This is a genomic window from Microcoleus sp. CAWBG58 (assembly GCF_020883045.1).
GTDB lineage: Bacteria > Cyanobacteriota > Cyanobacteriia > Cyanobacteriales > Microcoleaceae > Microcoleus.
This window is the reverse complement of record NZ_JAHRFA010000006.1, coordinates 1-23,952: the sequence shown is the minus strand read 5'-3', so window position 1 is coordinate 23,952 and position 23,952 is coordinate 1. Positions and strand designations below refer to the sequence as shown.

The 23,952-nt window shown below is 45.4% G+C and carries 14 protein-coding genes, 1 tRNA gene and 1 pseudogene; 13 read left to right on the top strand and 3 right to left on the bottom strand.

Features of this window, described 5'->3' with window-relative positions:
- Positions 1-6: 6 nt before the first annotated feature.
- From QZ918_RS03565 to QZ918_RS03525, 9 genes and pseudogenes are all read left to right on the top strand, one after another.
- Complete coding sequence (locus tag QZ918_RS03565) at positions 7-1,785, top strand: R3H domain-containing nucleic acid-binding protein (protein WP_293331452.1); 1,779 nt, start codon at positions 7-9, stop codon at positions 1,783-1,785.
- 322 nt (positions 1,786-2,107) lie between these two features.
- Complete coding sequence (locus QZ918_RS03560; RefSeq protein ID WP_293331132.1) at positions 2,108-3,784, top strand: CheR family methyltransferase; 1,677 nt, start codon at positions 2,108-2,110, stop codon at positions 3,782-3,784.
- A 266-nt stretch (positions 3,785-4,050) separates the two neighbouring features.
- Positions 4,051-5,169: a chemotaxis protein CheW gene (locus QZ918_RS03555; RefSeq protein WP_293331129.1), complete on the top strand. Its 1,119-nt coding sequence runs from the start codon at positions 4,051-4,053 to the stop codon at positions 5,167-5,169.
- A gap of 239 nt (positions 5,170-5,408) precedes the next feature.
- The gene (locus QZ918_RS03550; RefSeq protein WP_293331126.1) at positions 5,409-6,872 is read left to right on the top strand and encodes a methyl-accepting chemotaxis protein; all 1,464 of its coding nucleotides are present in this window, start codon (positions 5,409-5,411) and stop codon (positions 6,870-6,872) included.
- 284 nt (positions 6,873-7,156) lie between these two features.
- Positions 7,157-8,962 carry a methyl-accepting chemotaxis protein gene (locus tag QZ918_RS03545; RefSeq protein ID WP_293331123.1) on the top strand — a complete coding sequence of 602 codons (1,806 nt, stop codon included), beginning with the start codon at positions 7,157-7,159 and terminating at the stop codon, positions 8,960-8,962.
- Positions 8,963-9,033: 71 nt separating this feature from the next.
- A complete protein-coding gene (locus tag QZ918_RS03540) occupies positions 9,034-10,917 on the top strand; it encodes a methyl-accepting chemotaxis protein (protein WP_293331120.1) in 1,884 nt (627 codons plus the stop codon).
- 155 nt (positions 10,918-11,072) lie between these two features.
- Complete coding sequence (locus tag QZ918_RS03535; RefSeq protein ID WP_293331449.1) at positions 11,073-13,565, top strand: hybrid sensor histidine kinase/response regulator; 2,493 nt, start codon at positions 11,073-11,075, stop codon at positions 13,563-13,565.
- Positions 13,566-13,793: 228 nt separating this feature from the next.
- The gene (cheB, locus tag QZ918_RS03530) at positions 13,794-14,885 is read left to right on the top strand and encodes a chemotaxis-specific protein-glutamate methyltransferase CheB (protein ID WP_293331117.1); all 1,092 of its coding nucleotides are present in this window, start codon (positions 13,794-13,796) and stop codon (positions 14,883-14,885) included.
- A 276-nt stretch (positions 14,886-15,161) separates the two neighbouring features.
- A pseudogene (locus tag QZ918_RS03525) lies at positions 15,162-16,347 on the top strand (RNA-guided endonuclease TnpB family protein).
- Positions 16,348-16,389: 42 nt separating this feature from the next.
- On the opposite strand, the gene QZ918_RS03520 reads toward QZ918_RS03525, so the two are convergent.
- Both QZ918_RS03520 and QZ918_RS03515 read right to left on the bottom strand, forming a co-directional pair.
- Entirely contained in the window at positions 16,390-16,779 is a 390-nt protein-coding gene (locus tag QZ918_RS03520) for a response regulator (RefSeq protein WP_293157809.1), read from the bottom strand.
- A gap of 622 nt (positions 16,780-17,401) precedes the next feature.
- Positions 17,402-17,584 (bottom strand): hypothetical protein, encoded by a 183-nt coding sequence (locus QZ918_RS03515; RefSeq protein WP_293157806.1) that lies wholly within the window; start codon positions 17,582-17,584, stop codon positions 17,402-17,404.
- Between the two features lie 66 nt (positions 17,585-17,650).
- Between QZ918_RS03515 and QZ918_RS03510 the strand changes: the two genes are divergently transcribed.
- Together QZ918_RS03510 and QZ918_RS03505 are read left to right on the top strand one after the other, a co-directional pair.
- Positions 17,651-20,434, top strand: a complete 2,784-nt coding sequence (locus QZ918_RS03510) for a GAF domain-containing protein (RefSeq protein ID WP_293331114.1) — start codon at positions 17,651-17,653, stop codon at positions 20,432-20,434.
- Between the two features lie 101 nt (positions 20,435-20,535).
- Positions 20,536-20,607: transfer RNA gene (locus QZ918_RS03505), tRNA-Gln, on the top strand.
- A gap of 264 nt (positions 20,608-20,871) precedes the next feature.
- Here QZ918_RS03505 and QZ918_RS03500 read toward each other — a convergent pair.
- The gene (locus QZ918_RS03500) at positions 20,872-21,921 is read right to left on the bottom strand and encodes a serine hydrolase (protein ID WP_293331112.1); all 1,050 of its coding nucleotides are present in this window, start codon (positions 21,919-21,921) and stop codon (positions 20,872-20,874) included.
- On the opposite strand from QZ918_RS03500, the gene QZ918_RS03495 reads away from it, so the two are divergent.
- Both QZ918_RS03495 and QZ918_RS03490 read left to right on the top strand, forming a co-directional pair.
- Positions 21,881-22,564, top strand: a complete 684-nt coding sequence (locus QZ918_RS03495; RefSeq protein ID WP_293331109.1) for a hypothetical protein — start codon at positions 21,881-21,883, stop codon at positions 22,562-22,564. The genes QZ918_RS03500 and QZ918_RS03495 overlap by 41 nt on opposite strands.
- A 139-nt stretch (positions 22,565-22,703) precedes the next feature.
- Positions 22,704-23,819, top strand: coding sequence for an N-acetylmuramoyl-L-alanine amidase-like domain-containing protein (locus tag QZ918_RS03490; RefSeq protein ID WP_293331106.1), 1,116 nt, complete (start codon positions 22,704-22,706; stop codon positions 23,817-23,819).
- Positions 23,820-23,952: the final 133 nt, after the last annotated feature.

Genomic DNA, 23,952 nt, shown 5'->3' with positions numbered 1-23,952 from the left:
AGGCGAATGCAGATTACAGACGACCTCAGCAGACTATTAGACATCGTGCCAGATGAGATCCGGCAGCCCTTAGAGCAGCACCCGCAGCGCAACAATCTCATTGAGGTTGTGATGGATTTGGGCCGCCTACCAGAAGCTCGTTTTCCATCCTTGGCCGAACCTCTTTCCCAAACACCAGTTTCCAAAGCAGACCTCAGCTATTGTATCGATCGAGTCGGCAACTTCGGCGGCGACAATCGAGCCGGTATCGAGCAAACCCTGCACCGAATTAGCGCCCTTCGCAACCGCAGCGGCGAGATTATCGGCTTGACTTTGAGGGTGGGCCGCGCTGTGTTCGGGACGATCGGCATTATCCGCGATTTAGTCGAAACCGGTCAATCAATTTTGATGCTCGGCCGCCCCGGAGTTGGCAAAACTACGGCTTTGCGGGAAATCGCCCGCGTGCTCGCCGACGACTTGGAAAAACGGGTGGTAATCATCGACACCTCCAACGAAATTGCTGGAGATGGAGATATCCCGCATCCGGCGATCGGCAGAGCCCGCAGAATGCAAGTTTCCCGTCCCGAACTCCAGCACCAAGTCATGATCGAAGCAGTGGAAAACCATATGCCGGAAGTGATCGTGATTGACGAAATCGGTACGGAATTAGAAGCTTTGGCAGCTCGGACGATCGCGGAAAGGGGCGTGCAATTGGTCGGTACCGCCCACGGGAACCGGATCGAAAACTTGATGAAAAATCCAACTCTGGCCGACTTAATTGGGGGCATCCAAGCCGTGACGCTGGGAGATGACGAGGCCCGGCGCCGCGGTTCTCAAAAGACAGTTTTGGAACGCAAATCACCGCCAACTTTTGAAATTGCGATCGAAATGCTCGAACGCCAGCGCTGGGTAATCCACGAAAGAGTCTCAGATTCGATCGACAGCCTGCTGCGGGGACGCGAACCGAACCAGCAAATCAGAAGCGTCAGCGACAGCGGAGAAGTAATTATCGAGCGGGAATCAGCATCTCCCCCCGCCCGGTTCCCAGGGATCTCAGCTTCCGCCTCGGGCCCCACTGCGGTATCAGCAATGCGGCCAGTCACGCCAATTTCTGGGTGGCGGAGTGCCGGGAAAATGGTGCCGATGCCCCCTCAAGGCGAGAAATTCGCTGCTGCTAACAGCGCGCCAGTAGCTCCTGAGACTCGGTATTTCGAGCAACTCCTCGAAGAATCCCTGTCCGTGGAACCTGTACCGCAGCAGCGGGGTCGTTATTCCCAGAATGTCGGCCCTAACGGCGAAGATTTGCCCCTCCACGTTTATCCTTACGGCATAGCTCGCCACCAGCTCGAACAGGTGATTTCCACCCTGAACCTGCCGGTGCAGTTGACTAAGGATATTGAAAGTGCTGACGTGGTGTTGGCTTTGCGATCGAACGTGCGGAACCAGTCAAAATTGAGGCACTTGGCCAAAACTCGCCAAGTTCCCCTGCACACAATCAAAGCTGGAACGATTCCCCACGTAGCGAGAGCTTTGCGGCGCCTGTTGGACATGGACGACCCGGGCACCCCGGAAGTGGCAGACCTCGCCTTATTCGCCCGCAGCGGTACTTCTGACGAGCTCGAAGCTCTTGAAGAAACCCGCTTGGCCGTCGAGCAAATTGTCATTCCCAAGGGACAGCCGGTGGAACTCTTACCCCGTTCTCCCAATGTTCGCAAAATGCAGCACGAACTTGTGGAACACTATCACCTGAAATCCCACAGTTTTGGGGAAGAACCAAACCGCCGCCTGCGGATTTTTCCAGCTTAAACAGCCCTGGATCTAGAATCGGCATGATGTAGGGTGCGCGGGGCGCACCTTACCCCTTGAAGGCAGCAGGTAGAAGGCAAACGGCCGAATTTTTTTCATGCTGCTTTCTGTTTTCTACCTGCTGCCTTCGATCGCAGGCGGGCTCAATTAACCATGATTCTTGTAGTGTGGTACACTACGTAGACGCGAATTTTCTAGTATACCGACCGGAGATAATATTATTTCTGTTGGTATGATTTTTTGTCAGAGCGATCGATAAAATTCCTAATTCCCAGCCTATTATAATAACAGATTATTAATAAAAATATTTACCAGAGTTGACATGAATGATGCAGAAATTCAGCCATTTATTCAATTAATTGCCGCTCACACGGGTTTACAAATTCGTCCGCAAGATCGATCGGGTTTCTCTCGAAAAATTTTGACTCGAATGAAAGCTTTTAAAATAGCCTCTCCTGACAAATATTATGAAATCTTAGCCGCTTCGAGTCCGGAAAGTCAAAATGAATGGCGGGAACTAGCCTTGCTGCTGACAACCAACGAAAGTTATTTCATGCGGGACAAAGGACAGTTCTCGCTCCTAGAAAAAGTGATTTTGCCGGAATTGATCGCACGCAAAATAAAATTGCACGAGACATTGGGAATTAAGCCAAGACTGCGAATCTGGAGTGCCGGCTGCTCGACTGGCGAAGAACCTTATTCTTTACTTATTATTTTAAACCAACTAATTCCCGATTGGGACAAATGGAAAATTTTAATTTTAGGTACTGATATCAATCAAGCAGCAATAGAAAAAGCCCAGCGAGGAATTTATAGCCCTTGGTCTTTTCGCTTAGTTGACCCGGAACTGCAAAATAGATACTTCTCTCAGCGGAAAACCGATTGGGAAATAGACCAGAACTTGCGCCAATTTGTCAGCTTTAGATCTGTGAATTTAGTGACAGATAATTTTCCGAATATTTACACAGATCTTCATAACATGGATTTGATTTTATGCCGAAATGTTTTTGTTTATTTTGAAGCTCAGTATATTTCACAGGTATTGAAAAAGTTTGCCAAAACGCTAAGATCTGGAGGATATTTAATGACTGGTCACGCTGAAATTCACAGTCACGCGATCGACGATTTTCAACCAAAGAGTTTCCCGGAGTCGGTTGTTTATCAAGCCAAGAATGTCCTAGAGGAGGAACCAGGTAAAAAAAAGTCTTTGATTGTACCAGAATCTAAAACAAAATCGGCGTTTGGGGAATCGGGAAATAAATTGGAATTGGGCGACCATAGCGGTCAGTTGCTACCGAGGAAAGGGGAAACGGTGCCAGCTAGTTTTGCTAACGGCAATTTTGCGGATGTCGGGTCGCTGTCGCTGTTAACAGGAGGTACCGGGCTGGGAAAGATGCTGCGAAGTCGCTATGTAGAGGGCGATCTGGTCAACAAGAAGATATCTAGTTTATCCCAAAAAATTGCAGCCGAAAAAGCTGATAGCAAAACGCCCCAGATGCTTGTATTAGAGGCAAAAGCTTGTTTTAAAAATAAAGCTTATGTTGAGGCAATTGATAAAGCAAAACAGGCGCTCCACCTGCAATCTCAAAATTTTGATGCTGATTGTTTGCTCGCTCAAATTTATGCAAATTTAGGCCAGTATTCTCAGGCGGTAGAATACTGCAAGCGAGCTAGCAAGCTAGATACTATGTCAGTATTTCCTTATTATTTGCAAGCTCAGATTGCTGAAGAACAGGACGACTTGGAAACCGCTAAAATATATTTAAGAAAAGTTATTTATCTTTGCCCATCTTTTGTTTCAGCTTATCTAGAACTTGGGAATATATACCATAAAGAAGGTAAGCTAAATATAGCTATTACAATGTACAAGTCATCTTGCGATATTCTCAAACAACTGCCGCCCAATACTCCGATTGAGCAACAGGGAAAAATGACAGCGAGTCAAGTATTGATTGATGTTCAAAAAAAATTGGTAAAATTGTACAGCCAAAAAAACTGACGCACTGGGAAAATCTCAAAACCCGGTTTTTTGTGGGTGTGTCGCTGCCAAACCGAATCCGATCGCACAAACCATGTGTTTTTCGCAAGTCTTATACCAATTTTTCATGAGGCTGCTCCCGAATCCGATCCCCCCTAACCCCCCTTAATAAGGGGGGGACAAGATTCCGCTCAAAGTCCCCCAACAATCAGGGGGATTTAGGGGGATCGAGATATATGCAACTTCACATTAAATTGGTCTTATCTAGATAAAGTGTCAGAATCAATATGGAAACTAAGCCGTATCTTATATTTGAACATAACGGTTTGCTGTGCGGCGTAGAAGTCGGCTGCGTTAGAGAAATTTTCTTTCTCCCGGAGTTGACACCGATCGCCGAAGCGCCTGAAGATATTGTTGGGGCGATCGATCTCAGGGGATCCATTCTGCCCGTAATGGATCTAAATCTCCGTTTTGGCTACGTTTTCCAGGAGTATTCTGTGACGGATAGTGCGATCGTCATAGAATGGCAAGAAATTCGACTTGCCATCATTGTCAATCGAGTTAACGAAGTTAAGCAGATCCCCGCAGATGCCATAACTCCCCAGCTATCTTACGGGCGAGACAACCCAGAAGCCCCCCATAATTTTTTAGCTGGATTTGCCCGCTGTGAAACGGATATGATTATGCTGCTCGATCTCGATCGGCTAATTCGATATTCTCCCGACAAAACAGAAGCCCAAATCCCAGTGCCTGCAAGCGATGCAGGACTTTGGGCCGCAGCCGGAAACCTAGAAACCGCCGATTTGCCGTTAGAAATAGAGCCAAAATTGTTAGTGGAAGATACTAAAGTGTTGGCCAAAATTCACGTTTTTTGTCCGAATGCTACAGCCCAAGAAAAGGCGATTTTTCGAGACAGGGCTCAGAATTTGAGGCAGCAGGGCGATCGCAAAAATTCCGCAGCAATTGATATATCCCTAGCAGTAGTTGTTTTAAACAGCGAATACTTTGGTATTAACCTAGGTGTAGTGCGCGAATTCACCGACATTCGCCAAGTAACTCCAATTCCGTGCACTCCCGATCGCATTATTGGCAATATGAATTTGCGGGGCGAGATTCTCACCCTAGTGGACATTCGGAACGTTTTAAATATGTCAGCCGACACAAAATCTCTGTCAAAGGCGATCGTTGTTGAAATTGAAGATTTGGTCGCCGGTATAGTCGTTGACGAAATCTTAGATATTATACATTTAAATGTGGCAGAGATTGCGACTATTCCTGCTGCACTAAATTCGGCAAACCGCGAATATCTTCGAGGCACCGCTTTTTACGAGGAAAAACTTATCGCTGTTCTGAACTTGCAGAAACTCTTAACAAAAGGAGGAGTTGCTGTTGATGAGGAGGTTTGAAGAAAGATTTTACCGCTAAATCGGAGTCCCACCTGCAAAAACCATGTCAGCGCCACCCGAAACTAAAGAAAATAGAGCAAGAGAACAGAATTTGCTATGATACTATTTTCTACTGTCACTCGACAGCATCGCTCCCAGAAGTGGCTGGCCCATTTCCATTGCCAACGCCGGACTCCCAACCACTATCGCAGGATCGCAACCTTAGTAACGCAAATACTATCTTAAATTAACCCAAAAATATGTTTTTATCAATTAAAAAATTAAACATTAGAAACAAGATGCTCGTCGGATATCTAGCGCCAGCAGCTATTTATTTAGGGTTGCCAGTCTTAGTCCTCGTTACTACAAGTCAGGTTTTTGAGACTTTCAAAGAAGTGGAAAGAGTAGAAACTGTGATTGGAGAAACAAGCAATATGTCCGTAGGTGCCGAACAAATGGTACGGGGAATGCGCGGCTATTTAGTTAATAGTAAAAATCAGCAGTTTTTAAACGACTTTAAAACAGGTGCAGAGTTGGCTCGCCAGTCAGCGATTAATGTAGAGCCTATGGTTAAAAATCCCGAACAAAAAGCTCGCTTGCAGAGAATGTTGGAGCTGGTCAAGGAATATTATGATGGTTCTAACGAAATAGTTCGCTTAGTTCAGCAAAATCAGACAGCGGAAGCCCTTGCTATATTTAATACAGGCAAGTATACCAAATTTGTGAATGAATTTGTGGACTTGAACCGGAAATTTCGGGAAACCGAATTAAAAATTATTAAGCAAGAAACGCGAATTACGAAGGCTGCTTTGAGCTTTTTGGTATCGACGCTGGTGTTTGGTTCGATACTGTTAGTGCTGCTTGGGGCCACTGTTGCGTGGCTGATTTCGTCAGGAATTGCTGGAACTATCGATCGCGCAATTAGTTCGATCGCCAGTTCCTCCGCCCAGATTGCCGCCACAGTTGAAGAACAGGAACGAATGGCAAGCCAGCAAGCAGTTTCAGTCAATGAAACTACTACCACAATGGACGAATTGGGTGCATCTTCTAGGGCGACTTCACAGCAGATAGAAACTGCCGCAAGTCAAGCAATGCAAGCTTTAACTTTAGCTGGTGGCGGTACAAAAGCTGTGAAACAAACCTTAGAAGCAATGGCAATACTGAAAACAAAAGTGCAGGATATGCAAGGACAAATTATGCAGTTGAGCGAGCAAACCGATCGCATTGGCAATATCTCAACCGTAGTCAGCGACTTAGCAAATCAGACTAATATGTTAGCACTAAATGCTGCGGTGGAAGCAGTCCGAGCCGGCGAACACGGCAAGGGGTTCGGCGTTGTCGCGTCAGAAATTCGCAAACTTGCCGATCGCAGTAAAAAATCTGCCGCACAAATAAATCTCTTAGTCGCCGATATTCAGCGCGCGATTAACTCAACAGTCATGGTGACAGACGAAGGAACTAAAACAGTGGAATCTGGCGTAAATATTGCAGAGGAAACTGCCGCAGCATTTGCCGGAGTAGCTGATGCCATTAACAACGTAGTTTTGAGTTCTCAGCAAATTTCGCTGAATGCCAAACAGCAAGCAATCGCGATCGAACAAGTGGTGGAAGCGATGAACTCTCTCAACCAAGCAGCAGCACAAACAGCTTGCGGTATCACTCAAACCAAAATTGGAACTCAAAAATTGAATGAAGCTGCTTTAGATTTAAAAGCAGTTGTTTAGCATAGTTATAAGTTCTGATACTTTAGCTAAAAAATGCAATTCTAGGCAAAAACCAAGCCCCGATAACGATCGGTCATTCCCTATTTTAAAATCCCAAATCCCAAATCCCAAATCCCAAATCTAAAATCTAAAATGGCATAATATTGTTTCCGGTTGCATCAGTATTGTTTAAACTCTCAACAGTTAACAGTTAACAGTCAACAGTTAACAGTCAACAGTTAACAGTCAACAGTTAACAGTCAACATCATTCCGGTTGCACCGGAATTGATATAAATTATCAGTTATGAGTAAAAAAATGGAAAAATGGTCTTTAAGAATTAAAGCTATTATTTTTGCGATCGCCCTCAGTACCATCCCAGTTATATTGACAGGAACGATGACTTATGTATTTGCCAGCGAACACCTGACTGAGTACGTAATTAAGTACCAAGAATCACGGGCGCTCGCTACTGCAAATCACGTCAAAAACTTGATATTAGAACGCTATCATGAAGTTGAGGATATGGCTAATCTAAGTATACTGAACGACCCGCGAGTCAGCCAAACCACATCAACCAGTCAAAAACAAGCTGTGTTAGATAAATATCTAACACCAGGAGATGGCTACGACAGTATTGCAGTCGCAGATCTCCAGGGTAATACTATTTTGCAATCGAGCGGAGAAGAAGTTACAGGTATCGGCAAATACGACTATTTTCAGCAAGTAATTAAAACCAATCGTCCTATAGTTGCCCAGCCCCAAAAGTCATTTGTTAATGGTAAATACGCCATTTTTGCTGCGGCGCCGATTATAGAACTCAATACAGAAAAAACTATCGCCGTCATCATAAGTCGCACACCTACAACTTATGTAGATCGTAATTATCAGCAAAACCAAGAGCAATTAACCCGAGACTCGGAGACATTAAAAAAAGAGGAATACCATTTAATTGATGGCACGGGCAAGTTTTTTTCAGCAACAGAAAGTGAGCAGGTAAGCAGAGATGCAGGCTCAGACTTTAGTGTTTTTGCCAAAATGCAAGCCAACAGAAAGATTGACAGTGCCATAGATTTTGATCGCATTGATGGAGCTGAGCAATTGCTTACTTATGCTCCTGTTGAAACATCAAAAGAACTGCCAGAATTAGGTTGGAGCGTGATTATTGCTAACGATACCAAAAATGTATTTGCTCCCCAACACGAGTTACTGTATACTTTGATCGCAGGAGTTGGGTTCACTGCTGCTGTTGTTAGCGCGATCGCAATTTTTTTAGCGAGTCGAACTACTCGCTCGGTTAATCACATTGTACGGGCGATCGTCTCTTCTTCGTCCCAAATTGCTGTCACCATCGAACAGCAGGAGCGCATCGCCAGCCAACAACTATCTGCTGTCGATCGCACTGCGACTACAATGAACGAATTGAGCGAATCAAGCAAAGCTTGTGCCTCGGAAGCCGAAGCTGCTGCTTTCGGGGCAGCCCAAGCCCTGAAACTTGCAGCAGGAGGCAGTCAAGCAGTAGACAATACCTTGAAAGAAATGGCAACTTTGACAGAAAATGTCGGAGAAATTCAAAAACAAATTTTACGTTTGAGCGAGCAAGCCGATCGCATTGGCAATATCTCCAGTTTAGTCAGCGATTTAGCCAACCAAACAAATATGCTCGCCCTTAACGCTGCTGTCGAAGCAGTTAGAGCCGGTGAAAGCGGTAAAGGATTTGGTGTTGTTGCTAGCGAGATTCGCAAATTAGCCGATCGCAGCAAGGAATCTGCTAGCAACATCAATGCTTTAGTTACAGAGATCCAGAAAGCCATTACTTCGACAGCAACAGTGACGGATGACGGCACCAAAACTGTAGAAAATGGAGTAAAAATTGCCCGAAAAACCGCAGACGCATTTGCTGGGGTTGCCGGGGCGATCGAGCGCATTGCAGCAAACAGCAAACAAATTTCCGTTACATCGAAAAACCAGGCAATCGCCATTCAGGATGTAGTTGAATCCGTCAACTCTCTTCACCTCGCTACTCAGGAAACTGCCTCCGGTATTTCTCAAGTCAAACTCGGCATTGCTCAACTAAACCAAGCAGCCCAAAATCTCAAATCAGCAGTGTAGTTGAAGGAAGTAAGATTTATTTATTACTGATTATCGATTATCGATTACCAATTACCAATTACCCACTCCCCATGATTAATAAATTTTTCCAAAAAATTCAAAACCGACTGCTACTGCTTTTAATTTTAAGTACCTTGATTCCAGTATCTCTTGTTGGCTGGTATGGAATTTCCTCTTCCGAAGCAGCACTCCAAACCTTAGCCTTAACTAATCTTACTGAAAGTGTCACCTCCAGCGGAGAGCAAATTGTCAACAAACTAGAAAATATCAGTTACGATGTTTTGTTCTTCAGCAAATCTCCTGCTCTTCAAGGAATAATTAGAGCTAGAGATGGAAATGGAGTAGACAAAGAAACTAATTCAACTTATCAAAATTGGGTCGATCGAATGCAAATCACATTTGCATCAATGATGGCAATTAAGCAATCTTATATGCAATTGCGTTATATAGATGAGAATGGCAACGAACTCGTGCGCGTAAATTCTGACGGCCAAACGCTCAAAATAGTTCCAACTTCAGAACTACAAAATCAGGCTCATAGGGATTACTTTTACTTAACTATGAAGCTAAAACCGGGCGAAATTTATGTGTCTCAATTCAATCTCAATCAGGAGCGCGGTAAAATAGAAATTCCTTACAAGCCAACCATTCGTCATGCCACTCCTGTTTTTAATACCAAAGGAGAAAGAAAAGGCATTTTGATTGCCAATTCTTTGGGCAAGAATCTGATTGATATAGTTAAAAACATCAATCATGATAATTCAGAGAAAGGTTTTATGTTAAATCAAGATGGTAGCTACATCTACCATCCCAATCCTAAAAAAGAATGGGGTTCTGAAATGAAAACCAATGAAAATATCCAAAAAGATTATGTGGCAGAGGTAGTGACACAAATACTTTCTGGTGGCAAAGGCAATATTGACCTCGGCGATCGAGTGATTAGCTATGATACAGTCTTTCTTAGTAAAGAAAACAATAACAAATTTATAGTTATTGTGAATCAAGCACCTAAATATTCGCTGTTTGCTTCTATTTTTGTTTTAAAAAAAATAGCTACTATTATTGCTGTATTGTCCCTGGGTACTGTTCTGGGATTAGGATTTTTGGTGCTGCGACAACTAATTAAGCTGATTCGAGGATTAATCTATCAAATATCGTCATTCTCTATGCAAATATTATCTAATATGAACGAGCAGGAGCAAGTCGTCGGCCAGCAATTTCTCTCAGTCAATGAAACAACTGCAACCTTAGAACAATTGGGCATATCTTCTCGGGAGACAGCCGAGCAAGCTGAGGCTGTTGCCGTCGCCGCTCGCCAAGCTTTAACCCTCGCACAAGAAGGAACTCAAAAAGTTGAAGAAACTCTCAATCAAATGCTGAGTCTCAGACAAGCTGTGGCGGCAATTTCTCAGCAAAATCAGCGCCTGGGGGATAGCACAAGTCAGATTGGCAATATCTCGACTTTGGCAAATTTAGTTAGCGATTTAGCCACTCAGACAAATATGCTGGCTCTTAACGCGGCTGTGGAAGCTGTCAGGGCTGGTGAGTATGGAAAAGGTTTTGCGGTGGTAGCCAGCGAGATCCGTAAATTAGCAGATGAAAGCCAACAAGCGGCGCAAAAGATTAATGGTATTATTCCAGAAATTAAGGGCGCGATCGACTCGACGGTGAAAGCAACGGAAGAAAGCCGCAAAACAGTCGCGGCAGGGGTGAAAACAGCGCAGGATACAGCAGAGGCTTTTACGGGGGTTCGGGAAGCTTGCAATCTGGTGTTTGCTAGCAATCAACAAATTTCTTTGAATATTAAACAGCAGGCGAGCGCGATCGGGCAAGTAGGTGATGAAATGAACTCTCTCAACCGCACTGCATCTCAAACTATCAACGGCATTACTCAAGTCAAAGTAGGTACTCAAAAACTTAATGAAGCTGCTTTAAATCTTAAGTCTATAGTGTAAGAAGGAAGAAGGAAGAAGGAAGAAGGAAGAAGGAAGATTAATTACCGATTGCCGATTGCCGATTACCAATGACCAATGACCAATGCCCAATGCCCAATGCCCAATGCCCAATGCCCAATGCCCAATTACCAATTACCAATTACCCACAAACAACTATGATAATTGAAGATGAAGAACTTCGAGATGTATTTAAAATTGCTAGTGAAGAACACTTGCAGAAACTAGACGATGGATTGCTGTACTTGGAACAACATCCGGGTGACTCAGCTAAGTTAGAAGAATTGCTGCGGGAAACTCATTCTCTTAAAGGCGATGCTGGGATGTTGGCGGTAAAAAATGTAGCATCTTTAGCTCATCAAATAGAGCATATTTTGGGAGGTGTCAAGCGGGGAGAGACTCAACTAACTTCGGAAATTAGCGATCGACTTTCGCAAGGTTTAGACGCCATCCGCAAACTCGTTGACGAAGCCGTGACTGGTCAAGATTCCGGTGTCAATACCTTTTACGTGCTCGCTAGCATGATGGGTGCTTCTAACAAGCCCCTGCCCGCCGTCCCCATAGCAGATCCAGAATCTTCAAAGGTACCAGAAGAAGAATTTATACAAACGCAACTTATTGATTCATCTGCTGCGGAACCAGAAACAAATAGTGAAACTTATTCGGCCACTAATTTAGATAAAAATTATTCTTTTTCGACTCTACAATCCGAGCAAGAATTGTTGCTCCAATCTCACAACTTGCGTGGGGATTCTGCCCCGGCTACTGCATCGGCTTCCCAAGCCGCTGTTAGCAGTTCTTCAATTTCGTCTTACCGCATCGAAACAATTCGTGTTGCCACCCAAAATTTAGACGATTTAATGACTCAAGCTGGTGAACTTACTGTTACAAAAACTCGGTTAGTACACCGACTTGCTGATATCGAAAAACTGACAAATTTGTGGGAAAGTTGGAGCAGAGAAGCTTTTATAAATCGCTTGGCTTTTCATCAGATAGAATCGGACAAAAATGCTTTTCAAGAAAATGCCCTGATCGTGCAGTTACAGAATTATTACCAGCGTACAGAAGAACGTTTAGAACGTCTGGGAACTCTAGTAAATAGATTGAAAAATCGAGTTGATGAAGATACTGCAAGACTCGAATTAATTGCGGAAGAGTTGGAATCAGGAATTCGCACTCTCAGACTGTTGCCTTTGTCTACTATTTTTAATCTATTTCCACGAGCAGTTAGAGACTTGGCTAAGCGGGAAGGGAAAGAGGTTAAATTAGTCATTGAAGGTGGGGAAACTCGAGCTGACAAACGCATTCTAGAAGAAATGAAAGACCCTTTAATGCACCTGATTCGGAATGCGATAGATCACGGAATTGAGACGCCAGCCGAACGCGAAAAGCTCGGCAAGCATCCCGCAGCTACTCTCCGAATTAAAGGCTACCATACTGCTAGCAATATTATTATTGAAGTTGCTGATGATGGTCGGGGGCTGAATCTCGATCGCATTAAACAAACTGCTGTCAAACGCAACATCTGCACGCCGGAAGAACTGGCGGTGATGACAGAAAGCCAAATTCAATCGCTGATTTTTGCTGCGGGTTTTTCAACCAGAACATTTGTTACTGAAATCTCTGGAAGAGGGGTAGGTTTGGATGTAGTTAGGACTAATGTTGAAGCATTAAAAGGTCGCATTCAAGTTGAATCAGATCTCGGAAAAGGATGCACTTTTCGCCTGCAACTAAGTACGTCTTTAGCTACTGCTAATGTATTAATATTAGCGGTTAATGGCATTGCTTATGCGATGCCAGTCGAGTTTATTGAAACTGCAATATTAGTCCGCTCTTCGGATGTTTTTTCTCTCGAAAGCAAGGCGACGGTGATTTTAGACTCTCAGCCTTTGTCAGTTGCTTATTTGGCAGATTTACTAGAAGTAAATGATACAGATTGGTTGCACAATAATCGGGAGTGGAGACAGGAAACTTGGAGAGAATTCAAGAGAAATACAGAGGTAGAATCGGTGAATCATAATTCTCGGAAAATGCCTTGTATTGTTTTGAAAGTTGGGGAGGAAAGATTGGGATTATTTATAGATGCTTTGATTGACGAACAGGATGTGGTGATTAAACCTCAAAGTCAATTGCTGAAACGGGTGCGAAACGTTTCTGGTGCAACGATTCTGGGGACGGGGGAAGTTTGTATGGTGCTCAATCCCCACGATTTGATAAAATCTGTACGCAAGCAAGTTTTGTTGGGTGGGGTTGGGGGTGCCCGATCGCCAATTGAGACAGTCAGCCGAAAACAAGTTATACTTTTAGCAGAAGATTCGATCGCTACCCGCACTCAAGAAAAGCGCATTCTGGAAGGTGCAGGTTATGAAGTGGTGACAGCAGTGGACGGGTTGGATGCTTTCAATAAATTAAAAACTCGCTATTTTGATGCTCTGATTTCTGACGTACAAATGCCTAATTTGGACGGCTTGGGACTGACAGTTAAAATTCGCCAGCAAAAAGAATACAGTGAGTTGCCGATTATTTTGGTCACATCTTTGGCGTCTGATGAAGATAGAAAAAGAGGGGCTGATGCTGGCGCTAATGCTTATATTCCTAAAGGTACTTTCAATCAAGATGTATTAATCGAGACTTTGAAAAGGTTAGTTTAATTGTTAGTTATTGGTTATTGGTTATTGGTTATTTGTTATTTGTTGTTTGTTGTTGGTTATTTGTTATTTACTACCAATTAGCAATTGCTAATGCCCCATGCCCCATCCCTCCGCTTCGCTTCGCCCCATGCCCCATGCCCAATGCCCCATGCCCAATGCCCCATGCCCAATGCCCAATGCCCCATGCCCCATGCCCCATTCCCAATTGCCAATTACCTAAAATAACTGATGTTGTCGCCCATTAAAGTATTGTTAGTAGAAGATTCCCCAGTAGCTACGATCGTTCTCAAGCGCATTTTGGATGCTTCGCCAGAAATCCAGGTTGTCGGAACGGCTTCTAACGGGTTAGAAGCCCTAGAATTAATCCCGAAACTTCAACCGGAAGTCATCTGTACGGATTTGAATATGGCACAAATGAACGGGTTAGAGTTCACGCGGGAAGTGATGAAAAAATACCCGCGACCAATTTTAATAATTAGTGCTTCTGTACAAGCAAAGGATACTCAAAATGTATTTGAATTAATGAAAGCAGGTGCATTAGATATTTTTCCGAAACCCATTGGCGGGTTGGCGTCTGATTACGATCGCCTGGGGAATGAATTAATCGCTAAAGTTAAAGTGTTGTCGGGAGTTAAAGTATTTACGCGACATCAAAGGCTTGGAGGAATCGAAACAGCCGAGCATCGCCCAAGCAAAAAAAATTATCAATTACCAATTCATAATTACCAATTATCTAGCAAAAATCTCAATTCTCATACTATTAAGTTATTGGCTGTTGGCGCGTCTACAGGGGGGCCGCAAGCGCTACACTCGATTATTTCCAAGTTTCCGGCTAATTTGCCAGTACCGGTGATTTGCATCCAGCATATCAGTGAAGGATTTTTGCAAGGATTGGTTGAATGGTTGGGTTTTGAATCTAAACTGCCGGTGAAAATAGCGGGTTTTGGGGAATGGCCGCAAGCTGGAATTGTTTATTTCCCGCCAGAAAAACGTCATTTAGAATTGGATGCTCAAGGGCGTTTTATTTATTCTGAAGCTGCTAGTGAAGCGGGACATTGCCCCTCTGTAACGGTAACATTTAAGTCAGTTGCTAGTTTTTATGGTCGCGGGGCTGCGGGAGTGTTGCTAACAGGAATGGGGCGAGATGGTGCTGAGGGTATGTTGGCGATCGCCCGAGCCGGCGGCTTGACAATTGCTCAAAGTGAGGCCAGTTGTGTTGTGTTTGGAATGCCGAAAGAGGCGATCGCCCTGGGTGCAGTCCAGCACGTTTTACCCGTCAGTGCGATCGCTCCTCTGCTGTTGGCAAAATTAAAAGTTTAGGACAAGCGGGAGAATCTAGATGCAGACGGCGGTTCAAACCCCTTCTATACAAACGATGTCCGCCGGACGCCGACTGAATAGAATAACATAAAACGTAATTTAAACGGTCTGATCTTCAACCCGCGGAGGCGGGTTTTGCTTGTATAGAGGCTGTTTCAACCGCCAAGTCTTCTTTTATCAGAAATTTGGGTATAAAACCCCGTCCTTTTAGGACGGCTTTTCAAAACTTGAAAAGAAATTACGCGCATCTTACAATTTAGGCGTTACACTGTAAGTGTGACACTAAAAGCCTTCAGCTATCGATTCTACCCAACGCCGGAACAAGAAATTTTGTTGCGACGCACTTTCTTGTTGTACTCGTTTAGTCTACAACCGTGCTTTAGCTGCAAGAACTGAAGCTTGGTACGCAGAACAACAACGGGTAGGATACGCTGAAACTTCTTCAATGTTAACTGAATGGAAAAAAACTGAGGAATTAGATTTTCTCAATGCTGTTTCTTCAGTACCATTGCAGCAGTGCTTGCGACATTTGCAAACTGCTTACACCAACTTTTTTGACGGGCAGGCAAAGTATCCTAACTTCAAGAAGAAACGAAACGGTGGTAGCGCACAATTTACCAAATCGGCATTTAAGTTCAAAGACGGAGAAGTAACTCTGGCAAAATGCACCCAAGCGCTGCCGATTCGGTGGAGTCGAACATTACCAGAGGGTGCAACACCATCAACTATTACGGTGAAACTTGCACCGTCTGGTCGGTGGTCAGTCTCCCTATTGGTGGATGTTGAAATCAAACCTTTACCTTCGTCAGACAGTCAAGTTGGCATTGACTTAGGAATTACAAGCTTGCTAGCACTGAGCAACGGCGAAAAAATTGTCAATCCCAAAGGATTTAAGGCAAAATATCGCAAGTTAAGAAAAGTACAGAAAGCTTTAAGTCGAAAACAGAAAGGGTCGAATAATCGGCACAAAGCACGGCTTAAAGTAGCAAGAGTGCATCAAGAAATTGCTGACGCTAGGAAAGATAATCTTCACAAGTTAACAACTAGGTTGGTGCGTGAAAATCAAACTATCGCCGTAGAAGATTTGGCTGTAAAAAACATGGTCAAAAACCGGAAACTTGCCCTTGCTATTAGTGATGCAAGTTGGGGCGAACTGGTCAGGCAACTTGAGTACAAGTGCGATTGGTACGGTCGTACCTTGGTCAAGATTGACCGATGGTTTCCGAGTTCAAAACGGTGTTTTGACTGCGGACATATTGCTGAAAAGATGCCGTTGAATGTCCGTTCATGGGATTGTCCTAATTGCGGGACTCACCACGATCGAGATATCAATGCAGCAAAAAATATTTTGGCGGCAGGGCTTGCCGTATCAGTCTGTGGAGCGACTGTAAGACCAGAACAGAGTAAATCTGTTCGGGCTGGTGCGAAACCCCGCAAGGGACAGAAGCAGAAACCTAAGTAGTGATGCTTGGGAATCCTCGCGCGTTTACGCACCCGGTGGATGTCAAGACTTGATATTGATAAACTTACCAATTACTTCGCGCAACTTGTCAGCGTCAAAGGGCTTAGTTAAATACTCGGTTGCTCCTGCCAAACGCCCCTGTACTTTATCAAATGCTCCATCTCTGGCTGTCAGCATCACGATCGGCAAATTCTGAAACTGAGGCAAGCTTCGCACCGTGCGGCAGAGCTCCAATCCGTCAATCCCAGGCATCGAAACATCGAGCAACAAAACCGAAATTTGTTCGTGATAAATTGTTGACAAAGCATCAACTGCATTGTCTGTCACGAGAACTCGAAACTCTTTGCTTAAGGCTTGTTTGACCAGTCCTTGCATGACGACGCTATCATCAACTGCCAAAATAGTTGGTACTTGACTGCTAGTTGCAGACATATTCTTCTCCCGGTTTATTTATAGTTCTTGAAAATAGAAAACATAATTCCCGCCGTCAGTCGATTGTAGATTTTAGATTTTAGATTGACTGTTCCAGATGAATCTGGGAGCTTGAACTTGAGTCTAAAATTGCGATCTCGACCCTCAAAATTGTCGGCAAGCAAGTATCGGTTTTTGGGTGGGTCATTTTTCGAGAGTGCCTTCGGATAAATAGTGCCCAACTCCGTTGGAGCATTAGCAGAAACTTTACCCCTGTTTTTTTGACCTCAAACTCGAAAAAACAGATTGCCCGAGGGGTCGATCGGCGATGACAACAGTTGCAAAATCTGCATCTCAACCGTCAAACCCTTGATGGTGGAGTTTGAACAACTATTGTTACAAAGTTTAACATTTTCGGTGTTTGTGTAGTCGCTCTCCTAACTTTTGTTGAGTTGCCTGTGCAACATCCCGGTAAACCGTACTGGTATTGTGGCACAAACCAATTATTTTAATCTACCAGCAAGCCTGCTACCCACGATTAGATCTGTCTGTTAAAATACTATTAAACTTATTAAGAAATTCTCTGTAAGCTATCCGCCATAGATTTTTGAAGGGTGCTTCGTCCCCACGGAGGCTCTTAGATTCACCCAGCCTCTGGCACATCAAAAGCATAGTCAACTCGAAGTATAATTTCTACAGTATTAGAGCTGCGGTACTCTAACTCCCATAACTCAAAAGTTTCCATGTCAGTCAAGAGGTTGGTCTGAGTTTGGCGCCAGCAGCCTGCGCTAGACTTGCGATCGCAGTCTCCCGGGACAAAATTCATAGCTCGTTTTTCTCCTCGGTCAGTATTGATTAGGGCGGTTGCCAGCAACTAGATGGGCACTTATACATGATGAAAGCACCCTTGCCTCTTGGTAAAACAGTGTTCGATCTCGATCGCACCGACTTGTATCAACTTCTGGGTTCCGATCCAGAGGCTTGCTTTGACGATTTGGTAGGCTTGGCCGCCAGGATGAGCGGAACTCCTATTGCTTTTTTGAGTTTGATTGATGCCTCGGGCCACTGGTTGAAGTCGCAGTTGGGTATCGATCGAACTTTGGCACACCGTTACCTGAATTTTTGCGATCGCTGCTATACCGGTCAAACTCCCGCACAGTTGGGCGCGAGTTCCAACTCTAACTCGGAATTTGACCGGGACATTCCCCTACAAAAACCTGCGGTTGCGGCGGCAGATGCGATCGCACCCTTGACAAATTCCTGCAATAAACCGCCTGCCATCATTGTCCGAGACGCTTCCACAGACGTGCGATTTGCCCAGCATCCGCTAATTGTTTCCTACCCCTTCATCAAATTTTACGCTAGCATCCCAGTCGTCACCTCAGATGGGCAGATGCTGGGCGCGCTCTGTGTCATGGATTCCGTACCTAAAGACTTGACAAAAAATATGATTGATGATATAGAGATTTTAACTCGGCAAGTTGCGAGTTTGGTGCAGCTGCGGTGGCAATTAGTCAAAGCCCAGAAAGAGGTGGCAGAGGTAGAAGATATCGCTTCACAGAGCCAGCAAATCTCGGAGTTAGCCCGATCGAACCAGGAGTTTTTCTGGGCAGTACAGACTTCAGAGAAGGACACAAGAATATTCCCAACAAAAAAGCTGTCGGTGCTCGAAACAGGCAAATCTCAGGAGTTGCGGGAAACTTCAGCGGGCATGAGGCGCGATCGCGATCCCAAACAAATTCCTGAAATAGCGACCGAGCGGCAATCAATGGCAGACTTGCTACACGAGCGATCGCGCTTGGCAATGCTGCAAGCTAAAGTTGGTGCAGCTCTCGGACAAGGCGGGACAATACCGGCCACCCTCAACCGCTGCACCGACGCAATGGTAGACCATCTCGACGCCACAGCAGCGAGCATCTGGACGTTCAACCCGCAGATAGAGCGGTTAGAATTGCAGGCCGATTCAGGAGTCAGCAGCCAAGATTGGGAACGGCTAATAGAAGATTGGCTGCGAGAAGAAACGGGAAAACTCGAAACGGCTCCTCTGTGCTTGCTGTCGAATCAGTCCCTCTGGGTCATTGCCTATCCCCTGATTGTGGAGGAACGACTGGTGGGAGTGATGGCTGTATGCAGCAGCGCTGCTGCCACGGAGGGGGCGCTAGAAGTTCTGGGGTGGATGGCTAATGCCATTGGCGTGGCGATCGATCGTGTCAAGGCCCGAGAAGAATTGTTGAGCCGCCGGGAAAGTCTGCTGTTTGGCCTCGCCAGTCAGATGCGGAATTCTCTAGACCTCGACAAAATTTTAGATACGGCTGTTAATGAAATTCACAGCTTGTTGCAGGTTGACCAGTGCTACTTTTTGTGGTATTCAGTATCGCGGCAGGGGCAGCCGAGTTTTGCGATTACCCACGAGGCGGCAAATCCCGAACAGCAAGAGCGACTCGCCGATTACCCGATCGCACAAGTAACGCTACTAGCCGAGAAAATTCGCGATCGCCAAACGCTTCGCATCGGCGACACTGCCACAGCAGCCTGCATAGACTCCGCCACGCGAGCTTTTTTAAGGAGTGTCGGGATTGTTTCTAAGCTGCTGCTACCGCTCAAGACTCACTCCGGTCAAATGGGGGCGATAGTTTGCAATCATTACAGCAGCCGTTCCTGGGCGGCCAGCGAAGTGGAATTGCTGCAAGCGGTGGTGGATCAACTGGCGATCGCGATCGACCAAGCCGAACTTTACGCCCAAACTCGGGCGGCAGCCTTAGCAGCAGAAACTCAAGCCCGACAACTGACTGAAACTTTGCAGAGTTTGCAGCAAAAAGAAGCTCAGCTCATTCAAAACGAAAAAATGTCCTCTCTCGGTCAAATGGTTGCCGGCGTCGCCCACGAAATTAACAATCCGGTTAATTTTATTTACGGCAACTTGACTTATTGCGAGCAGTACATGAAAGATCTGCTAGATTTGCTGCGCTTGTATCAAAAGCATTACCCCGAACCTTGCGAGGAAATTCTCGACAAAAGCGAAGAAATCGATGTGGATTTCGTAGTGCCGGATTTGCTGAAAATTCTGTCTTCGATGGAGATGGGAGCCGAACGCATCCGGCAAATTGTCCTTTCCCTGAGGAACTTCGCGCGGCACGACGAAGCCGAGAAGAAGCCGGTGGACATTCACGAAGGGATTGACAGCACGCTGCTGATTTTGCACAGCCGCTTGAAGTCAAACGGGCCGATACCGGGAATTCAGGTAATTAAAGACTACGGCGACTTGCCCAAGGTAGAATGCTATGCCGGTCAGCTCAACCAAGTATTTATGAATATTTTGGGAAATGCGATCGACTCCTTGGAAAATCAGCCCGCACCCAAGACGATCGAAATCTCGACGGCGGTGGTGTCCCAAGACTCGGATCGAGGTGAGTCACGAAAGTCTCTCGGTAAACTTGTGGTGATTCGGATTCGCGACAGCGGGCCGGGATTGACCCAAAAAGCTAAATTGTGCTTGTTTGACCCTTTCTTTACCACTAAACCAGTGGGCAAAGGCACGGGACTCGGCTTGTCCATTAGCTACCAGATTGTGGTGGAAAAACACGGCGGCAGTTTGAAGTGTATCTCAGAACCCGGACAGGGAGCGGAGTTTTGGATTGAAATCCCGCTGTCTCAACGGGCTGTTGTCAAAGAATAAACTGGCGGGCGATCGGTTTGGCCAACATTTTTTAAACTTTCTTGTCAAAGTGCTTGACAGATTCTGGTGTTTGAGTGTTAATATGATAAAGGTTAAGACGTTGGGGCGTCGCCAAGTGGTAAGGCAGCTGGTTTTGGTCCAGCCATTCAGAGGTTCGAATCCTTTCGCCCCAGTTAAATAGTTTTTAAGATTGTTGATGGACGAGGACTAAAGTCCCGGCTACAAACCAATTAATCAGGTTGGTAGTGAGGACTTCAGTCCTTCATCAGGTTGGTAGTGAGGACTTCAGTCAGGTTTGTAGTGAGGACTTCAGTCCTTCATCCGATCGCTAAAATCCCGACTACAGGTTTGTAGTGAGGACTTCAGTCCTTCATCCGATCGCTAAAATCCCGACTACAGGTTTGTAGTGAGGACTTCAGTCCTTCATCCGATCGCTGCTAATTGCTGGGTTCGCGAGCATTTAATCGATCGAACACGTGTCGAGAAATTGCCGGAAAAGCAGTTTCGTCCTTGGCATAAGCCACATCGTCTGCGAAAACGACTAAGATGTAAATCGCGCGATCGTCTAAAGTTCTGACAAATGCCGCTTCGGTGCGGGAACGAGAAGTATAGCCAACTTTGGAACCAAAATAAATATTAGTTGGTAAAGATTCGCCTAGAAATCCTTTGATTGAGTTGCTAGGGTCATTTTTCCATGCCTTAGGGTCTAAATCTCTCGTTAGCAAGTAAGCCATTTTGCGGCTGGCGAGACTAGAAACAGCCTGCCTAGTATAGATTTCATATATTAATCTGCCGGCTTGGTCAGTAGTTACTTGATTGCGAAGCGGCTGAGAATCATCGCCCCTCAATTGCAAATCGCGACCGACAGGGCCTTCTTGCCTTAAATAGTATATGGGATAATTTTTGGTGCTGATACGAATATCACTGTAGCCTGCTGACTGGAAAAATGTGTTAATTTGCCTGCGCTTTTGCAGCCATGTTTGCAACTCTTCTCCTCCGAGCCGTCCGCCGGAATTTGTATCGGTGATTTTGTCTAAAATCCTGCTGGCAGAATCGTTGTTGGAGATGCGAATCATTTGTTCTAGGTCGTTTTTAAATGCAGATTCTTTTTGCGAAATCATGCCTTTTTCCATGGCTGAGTAAAAGGCTGCCATCCAAAATAACTTGGCAACGCTAGCAGGAAATCTCAGAGTTTGATTTTGATATCCGGCGAAGGTATGATTTTGGGGATTGCTAACATCAAATAAGCTAATTGATAGCTTGTCTGCTGGCAATCCTTTGCTGGTGGCAATGTTCACAGCTTCATCAACAATCCCTTGCAATTCTTGAGAATAAACTGGATTGGGAGGTGTTTTGATGTTGTAGGTGAAGGTAGGATCGCTTTGACTATCGACTACATTTTGGGATGTTGGAATTGTCGGTGGCGAGATAGCCTCTTGAGACAATATGACGGGTGGCTCTGGGGCGCGGCGAGTTCTGAAGGGCATTGTCAGGAGCCCAAAAAATGCGATCGCCCCCGCAATTAAACACAAAATGTTGCGGTATTTGAGCCGAGACAATTTTGCCCTCAGTCGCCGGCGAGATGGCGTTGGGCGATCGGTAATCAGGCGTCGGGGTTCAACTGGACGATCGCTGATTTGCCGACGAGATGGCGTTGGACGATCGGTGATGAGGCGTCGGGGCTCAACTGGACGATCGGTGATGACGCGTCGGGGTTGGACTGGACGATCGGTGATGAGGCGTCGGGGTTGGACTGGACGATCGCTAGTTTGGCGTCGGGGCGCGACTGTACGATCGGTGATGAGACGTTGGAACCAGATTGAGATTTGGAGCCAGATTGGGCGTTGGAGCAAGATGAGGCGTTGGAGCCAGATTGAGCTTTGGAGCCAGATTGAGCTTTGGAGCCAGATGAGGCGTTGGAGCCAGATTGGACGATCGCCGATTGGGCGTCGGGATTGGATAGGACGTTGGGGTTTGACTGGGCGATCGCTGCTTGCGCGTCGGGATTGGACTGGACGCTCGCTGCTGTGGCGTCTGGGTTGGATCGGACGTTGGGGTTCGATTGGGCGGCGTCGGCGGTCTACTTGCATTACAGTGTTGTGGTATCAAACTCGCACGATCAGTTTATAATAGGGGGGCGTCCAAATGACAAGGCTGTCGATCTAGTCCGCTCTCGTAAATTTCATCTAGCGGTTAGGCTGATTGAGAGTTCTAATAATTATAAAGGTTTCAGGATAGCACTCAGTTGAAGCAAAATCCCTAGAAAAACATGAGAAATTTTTGGAGTCTGGCTGTTTTGGGATTTGCGATCGCCTGGGTGAATAATTATTTGATACCTGATTTTTGGGCATTGCAGTCTCAACCTGCTGTTGCTGTTGTCGATCGACAAACAGAAGCACGCGGCCCGGATGTAGCGGCTGAGTCGATCGGAGACAGCGAAAATCGGGAACCCAAAAACAAGCAAAGTGTTTCTAGTTTCCTCAGGCTGTTTCAGGACTTGAACAACATACCTGAAATTCCCTATTCCCAATTGCTGGAAGTCTTGGCGAGACGACCAGACTCAGAAAATACGGCCAGAGAAACCGCTATACTACCCGAAGACATAGCACGTTTTGAAAAGATTGTACAGTATGCCAAACAGGAAAATTTGCCCGATCGCCCGATCGGACAAATCATCCAGGCGATCGGCGATAAATTCTTAGGAAAGCCCTACGTCGAAGGTTTGCTGGACAAATCCGGCGAAGAAAAGTTGATCGTAACGTTGAATAAATTTGATTGCGTTTTGTTTGTAGAGACTGTTTTGGCTATTTCCAGAGGCGTAGCAGTCAAAGATTACGACTATCAAAATTTTGTAAATCGCATAGAAGAACAACGGTATTTAAACGGTAAAATGAACGGCTATTGCAGCCGGCTGCACTATTTTTCAGAATGGATTAAAGACAATCAAAAACGGCAAACCGTAGAAAACATTACCGCTCAGTTGGGCGGAGTGCCGATGAATAAAACCCTAAATTTCATGAGCCAGCACCGCAGCAGTTACCCGCAAATGGTAAAAGATGAAGCAACTTATCAGTGCATAGTCAGCCAAGAAGCAGAATTAGCCAAAACTACGGTTAATTACATCCCGACAAATCGGATCAAAAGTATTTATTCCCAGTTAAAGCCTGGGGATATTGTGGCGGTAGCCACGGATGTTAAAGGATTGGATGTCACCCACACGGGTTTTGTGTACAGGAATGCAGACGGGAATCTCGGCTTAATTCACGCTTCGCCGGCTGGGGCTGTGACAGTTGCTTACGACTTGCAGAGATATATTAGCAGAGTCGAAAGTGCGATCGGCATTGTAGTTGCTAGAGCAAAAACACCTAATCCAATTCGTTCGTAGTGAGGACTTCAGTCCTTCTTTATGCGGACTAAAGTCCTCACTACAAACCAGATTGTAGTGATGAGTTCAGTCCTTCTTTATGCGGACTAAAGTCCTCACTACAAACCAGATTGTAGTGATGAGTTCAGTCCTT

Bases quoted from the DNA above. Each gene is read 5' to 3' on its own strand.
- QZ918_RS03565 (WP_293331452.1), top strand. From the start codon at position 7: ATGCAGATTACAGACGACCTCAGCAGACTATTAGACATCGTGCCAGAT.
- QZ918_RS03560 (WP_293331132.1), top strand. From the start codon at position 2,108: ATGAATGATGCAGAAATTCAGCCATTTATTCAATTAATTGCCGCTCAC.
- QZ918_RS03555 (WP_293331129.1), top strand. From the start codon at position 4,051: ATGGAAACTAAGCCGTATCTTATATTTGAACATAACGGTTTGCTGTGC.
- QZ918_RS03550 (WP_293331126.1), top strand. From the start codon at position 5,409: ATGTTTTTATCAATTAAAAAATTAAACATTAGAAACAAGATGCTCGTC.
- QZ918_RS03545 (WP_293331123.1), top strand. From the start codon at position 7,157: ATGAGTAAAAAAATGGAAAAATGGTCTTTAAGAATTAAAGCTATTATT.
- QZ918_RS03540 (WP_293331120.1), top strand. From the start codon at position 9,034: ATGATTAATAAATTTTTCCAAAAAATTCAAAACCGACTGCTACTGCTT.
- QZ918_RS03535 (WP_293331449.1), top strand. From the start codon at position 11,073: ATGATAATTGAAGATGAAGAACTTCGAGATGTATTTAAAATTGCTAGT.
- cheB (WP_293331117.1), top strand. From the start codon at position 13,794: ATGTTGTCGCCCATTAAAGTATTGTTAGTAGAAGATTCCCCAGTAGCT.
- QZ918_RS03520 (WP_293157809.1), bottom strand. From the start codon at position 16,779: ATGTCTGCAACTAGCAGTCAAGTACCAACTATTTTGGCAGTTGATGAT.
- QZ918_RS03515 (WP_293157806.1), bottom strand. From the start codon at position 17,584: ATGAATTTTGTCCCGGGAGACTGCGATCGCAAGTCTAGCGCAGGCTGC.
- QZ918_RS03510 (WP_293331114.1), top strand. From the start codon at position 17,651: ATGATGAAAGCACCCTTGCCTCTTGGTAAAACAGTGTTCGATCTCGAT.
- QZ918_RS03495 (WP_293331109.1), top strand. From the start codon at position 21,881: ATGACGGGTGGCTCTGGGGCGCGGCGAGTTCTGAAGGGCATTGTCAGG.
- QZ918_RS03500 (WP_293331112.1), bottom strand. From the start codon at position 21,921: ATGCCCTTCAGAACTCGCCGCGCCCCAGAGCCACCCGTCATATTGTCT.
- QZ918_RS03490 (WP_293331106.1), top strand. From the start codon at position 22,704: ATGAGAAATTTTTGGAGTCTGGCTGTTTTGGGATTTGCGATCGCCTGG.